The sequence below is a fragment of the Streptomyces sp. genome (assembly GCF_036524955.1).
In the GTDB taxonomy this organism is placed as follows: Bacteria; Actinomycetota; Actinomycetes; order Streptomycetales; family Streptomycetaceae; genus Actinacidiphila.
This window is the reverse complement of sequence record NZ_DATDBG010000037.1, coordinates 1-4754: the sequence shown is the minus strand read 5'-3', so window position 1 is coordinate 4754 and position 4754 is coordinate 1. Positions and strand designations below refer to the sequence as shown.

The following is a 4754-nucleotide window of genomic DNA, read 5'->3' as shown; positions in this document are numbered from 1 at the left end:
ACCTGTCGTCGCTGACCGCCGCGGAGGCCGACGGTGACGAGCGGACGATCGAGGCGGCACTGCGGCCCCGGTCGCTGGACGAGGTCGTCGGCCAGGTCCGGGTCCGGGACCAGCTGGGTCTGGTCCTCGAGGCGGCCCGTCGGCGCGGCCGGGCGCCGGACCACGTGCTGCTCTCGGGGCCTCCGGGTCTGGGCAAGACGACCCTGGCGATGATCATCGCCAGCGAGATGTCGTCGCCGCTCCGGCTCACCAGCGGCCCGGCGATCACCCATGCCGGCGACCTCGCCGCGATCCTGTCCGGGATGAACGAGGGCGACGTCCTCTTCGTCGACGAGATCCACCGCATGTCCCGGCCCGCCGAGGAGATGCTCTACATGGCGATGGAGGACTTCCGGGTCGACGTGATCGTCGGGAAGGGCCCGGGCGCCACCGCCATCCCGCTGGAGTTGCCGCCGTTCACCCTCGTCGGCGCGACCACCCGGGCCGGCCTGCTGCCGCCGCCGCTGCGCGACCGGTTCGGCTTCACCGGCCACATGGAGTTCTACGCCCCCGCCGAACTGGAGCGGGTGATCCACCGCTCGGCCGGCCTGCTGGACGTGCACATCGCCCCCGACGGTGCCGCCGAGATCGCCGGACGCTCCCGTGGCACCCCCCGGATCGCCAACCGGCTGCTGCGCCGGGTCCGGGACTACGCGCAGGTCAGGGCGGACGGCGTGATCACCCGCGAGATCGCCGCGCGGGCCCTTGAGGTGTACGAGGTGGACGCCCGCGGCCTGGACCGGCTGGACCGTGCCGTGCTGCAGGCGCTGCTCAGACTCTTCGGCGGCGGCCCGGTGGGCCTGTCCACGCTGGCCGTCGCGGTCGGCGAGGAACGTGAGACCGTGGAGGAGGTCGCCGAGCCGTTCCTGGTCCGCGAGGGGCTGCTGGCCCGTACGCCCAGGGGCCGGGTGGCCACCCAGGCCGCCTGGGCGCACCTGGGACTCGTACCGCCGCACGGTGCCGGGGGAGCGGGTCAGGGGGTGGCGGGACCCGGACAGACCGGGCTGTTCGGTCCGTGACGTCCGATACACTCGCCCGTCCAGGAACCCCAGTGCCATGCTTGGCGTTGTTCCAGCGGCGAGCCAGCGCTTAGACTCCGCCGACGCCCTTCCTCTGGATCGGCATACATATCCCGAAACCCAGGCCGGCGCCACGCCGGCCGCGCGAAGGAACGTCCAGACCGTGAATCCCCTGATCCTCGTCTTCATCGTCATGATCGGCGTCATGTTCCTCATGACCCGTTCAGCAAGGACCAAGCAGCGCCAGGCGTTGGAGATGCGCAATCAAATGGAGCCGGGCTCCGGCGTCCGCACCATCGGCGGCATGTACGCGGTGGTGAAGGAGGTCAACGAGGAGACGGTGCTGCTGGAGCTGACCGACGGCGTGCACGCGCACTTCACCAAGAACGCCATCGGCGCGGTGCTCTCCGAGGAGGACTTCAACCGCATCGTGCACGGCATCGAGCCGGAGGAGCCGGAGGACGCCGAGGAGACGGCCGCCGCCGCGGCCACCGGGGACGCCGCGGCGTTGGACGACGCGCCCGGCAAAGACCGGACGCCGAGTGACGACCGCGCCGAGGCCGTCGAGCACGTCGAGCTCAAGAAGTCCGAGGGCGCGCCGGAGCAGGACGGCTCCGGCACCACCACCGACGCCAAGTAACGGCCCGTTCTCACTCACACTCGTGGCCACCCCGCGAGCGCGCGGCTCCGGGGTGGTAGGACAGGGAGAAACAAGAAGGTGGCAGCAGCCAAGAAGGGCCGCAGGTCCTCGGGGAGTCAGGGATACCCCGGGCGCGCACTGGCCGTGATCCTCATCGCCCTGGTGGCGCTGACCGGAGGCATGTTTCTCTCCGGCAACACCACTCCCCGGTTGGGTATCGACCTCGCGGGCGGTGTCAGCATCACGCTGACCGCCAAGCCCGACCAGGGCAGCGCGGTCACCAAGTCCAACATGGACACGGCGGTCGGCATCATCAACCGCCGGGTCAACGGGCTGGGCGTCTCCGAGGCGGAGGTGCAGACCCAGGGTTCGAAGAACATCATCGTCAACATCCCCAAGGGCACCAACGCCGACGAGGCGGAGAAGCAGGTGGGCACCACCGCCCAGCTCTACTTCCGCCAGGTGCTGGCCCAGGTGGACGGTGAGCCCGCCAAGACCCCCCCGAGCCCGTCGACCAGCCCGACGCCGAAGTCGTCCGGCACGCCGAAGCCCGGCTCCTCGGCCCCCGCGAGTGCCACCCCCTCCGCGAAGTCGACGCCGACCGCCACCCCGACGGCCTCCGCCACCCAGGGCCGGGCGGTCACCGACGCGCTCAAGGCCCCCACGCCGGTCCCCGCCCCGTCCCCGAGCGGTTCGACGGGCGACACCGCCGGCGCCGCGCCCGCCGACACCTCGGTCCCGGCCGACCTCCAGGCCAAGCTGTCCGCGCTGGACTGCACCAACGCCAAGCAGCGCACCGCCGCGAGCGAGGGCACCAAGCCCGGCGACAAGGTCGTCGCCTGCGGGCAGGTCGAGGGGCACTGGTTCAAGTACGCGCTCGGCCCGACCCTGATCGACGGCAAGCGGGTCTCCGGCGCCAGCGCGGCCTTCGACTCCCAGCAGGGCAACGGCTGGGTGGTCAACCTGACCTTCGACTCCAAGGGCGCCAAGCAGTTCACCACCGTCACCGGCGACCTGTCCCGCCAGCAGTCGCCGAACAACCAGTTCGCCATCGACCTCGACGGCGACGTGGTCTCCGCGCCCTCGGTCTCCCAGGCGCTGCCCGGCGGCAGCGCGCAGATCTCCGGCTCCTTCAGCCAGAAGAGCGCCGAGGACCTGGCGAACGTGCTGAAGTACGGCTCCCTGCCGCTGGCGTTCAACATCTCCGACAAGACCACCGTCTCGGCCGCTCTCGGCGGCGAGCAGCTGCGCGGCGGCCTGATCGCCGGCGCCGTCGGCCTCGCCCTGGTCGTGGTGTACATGCTGAGCTACTACCGCGGCCTCGGCGGCGTGGCGATCGTCAGCCTGATGGTGTCGGCCGCGCTCACGTACACGATCATGTGCCTGCTCGGCCCGGCGATCGGCTTCGCGCTCAACCTGCCGGCGGTCTGCGGAGCCATCGTGGCCATCGGTATCACCGCCGACTCGTTCATCGTGTTCTTCGAACGCATAAGGGACGAGCTGCGCGAAGGCCGGTCCCTGCAACCGGCCGTGGCCCGCGGCTGGCCGCGCGCCCGGCGCACCATCCTGGTGTCGGACTTCGTCTCCTTCCTCGCCGCCGCGGTGCTGTTCGTGGTGTCCGTCGGCAAGGTCCAGGGCTTCGCCTTCACGCTCGGCCTGACCACCCTGCTCGATGTCGCCGTGGTGTTCCTGTTCACCAAGCCGCTGATGACGATCCTCGCCCGTCGGCCGTTCTTCGCCCGCGGCAGCAAGTGGTCCGGCCTCGACCCGAAGAGCCTCGGGGTCCAGGCCCCGCTGCGCCGTGTCCGCCGCCCGTCCAGCACCGAGACGAAGGAAGCCTGATGTCCAAACTCGGCAATCTCGGTCACCGGCTGCACCGGGGCGAGATCAGTTACGACTTCGTCGGCCGGCGCAAGTACTGGTACGGGCTCTCGATCCTGATCACGGTCGCCGCGATCGTCGGGCTCGCGGTGAACGGCCTCAAGCAGGGCATCGAGTTCTCCGGCGGTGCGGTCTTCACCACCCCCAAGACCTCGATCTCGGTCTCCGACGCGCAGGACAGGATCTCCGGTCACACCGGCGGTCACAACGCCACCATCCAGAAGCTGGGCAACGGCAACCTGCGCATCCAGATCAGCGAGATCTCCACCGACACCTCCAAGCAGGTCCAGCAGGAGATCGCCAAGGACCTCGGGATGACCTCGTCGAAGATCGACGCGGAGATCGTCGGCCCGAGCTGGGGCAAGGAGATCTCCCAGAAGGCCCTGGAAGGTCTGATCATCTTCCTGGTCCTGGTGGTCGCCTACCTCGCCATCGCCTTCGAGTGGCGCATGGCTGTGGCCGCGCTGGTCGCCCTGCTGCACGACCTCACGATCACCACGGGCGTGTACGCCATCGTGGGCTTCGAGGTCACCCCGGGCACCGTGATCGGTCTGCTCACCATCCTCGGTTACTCCCTCTACGACACCGTCGTCGTCTTCGACGGTCTCAAGGAAGCCACCAAGGACATCACCAAGCAGAACCGCCACACGTACAGCGAACTGGCCAACCGCAGCCTCAACGGCACGCTGGTCCGGTCGATCAACACCACGGTCGTCGCGCTGCTGCCGGTCGGCGCGCTGCTGTTCATCGGCGGCGGCATCCTCGGCGCGGGCATGCTCAACGACATCGCGCTCGCGCTGTTCGTCGGCCTCACCGCCGGCGCGTACTCCTCCATCTTCATCGCGACCCCGCTCGTCGCGGACCTCAAGGAGCGCGAGCCGCAGATGAAGGCGCTGCGCAAGCGGGTGCAGGCCCGGCGAGCGGCCGACACGGCGAAGGCCGCGGAGGCGGCGGCCCGCGGCGAGACGGAGGGCGAGGACGCGGACCGGGGCGAGGAGGACGGACCGGCCGCTCCGGCGGCGGCCGGCGTGGTCGGCCCGCGTGCCCAGGGCCCGGCGTCCGCGTCGTCCACGGGCGCCCGCCCGGCCCGCAACCAGCCCGCGAGCCGCGGCAACCGCGGCCGGGGCCGCCCCTCCGGCAAGCGGCGCTGACCGCCGGCCGTCGCCGCCCCTCCG

4 protein-coding genes are annotated in these 4754 nt (G+C 70.8%); all 4 read left to right on the top strand.

All coding sequences use genetic code 11. The features are described 5' to 3' along the window. The first annotated feature begins 2 nt into the window (after positions 1-2). The 4 genes from ruvB (at position 3) to secF (ending at position 4730) form a co-directional block, all read left to right on the top strand. Positions 3-1058 carry a Holliday junction branch migration DNA helicase RuvB gene (gene ruvB, locus VIW71_RS03145; RefSeq protein WP_331620356.1) on the top strand — a complete coding sequence of 352 codons (1056 nt, stop codon included), beginning with the start codon at positions 3-5 and terminating at the stop codon, positions 1056-1058. 163 nt (positions 1059-1221) lie between these two features. Next, positions 1222-1698 (top strand): preprotein translocase subunit YajC, encoded by a 477-nt coding sequence (yajC, locus tag VIW71_RS03140; protein WP_331620355.1) that lies wholly within the window; start codon positions 1222-1224, stop codon positions 1696-1698. Positions 1699-1776: 78 nt separating this feature from the next. Next, a complete protein-coding gene (gene secD, locus VIW71_RS03135; RefSeq protein ID WP_331620353.1) occupies positions 1777-3540 on the top strand; it encodes a protein translocase subunit SecD in 1764 nt (587 codons plus the stop codon). After that, positions 3540-4730 (top strand): protein translocase subunit SecF, encoded by a 1191-nt coding sequence (secF, locus tag VIW71_RS03130; RefSeq protein ID WP_331620351.1) that lies wholly within the window; start codon positions 3540-3542, stop codon positions 4728-4730. The genes secD and secF overlap by 1 nt, the downstream gene beginning before the upstream one ends. The last annotated feature ends 24 nt before the right edge of the window (positions 4731-4754 follow it).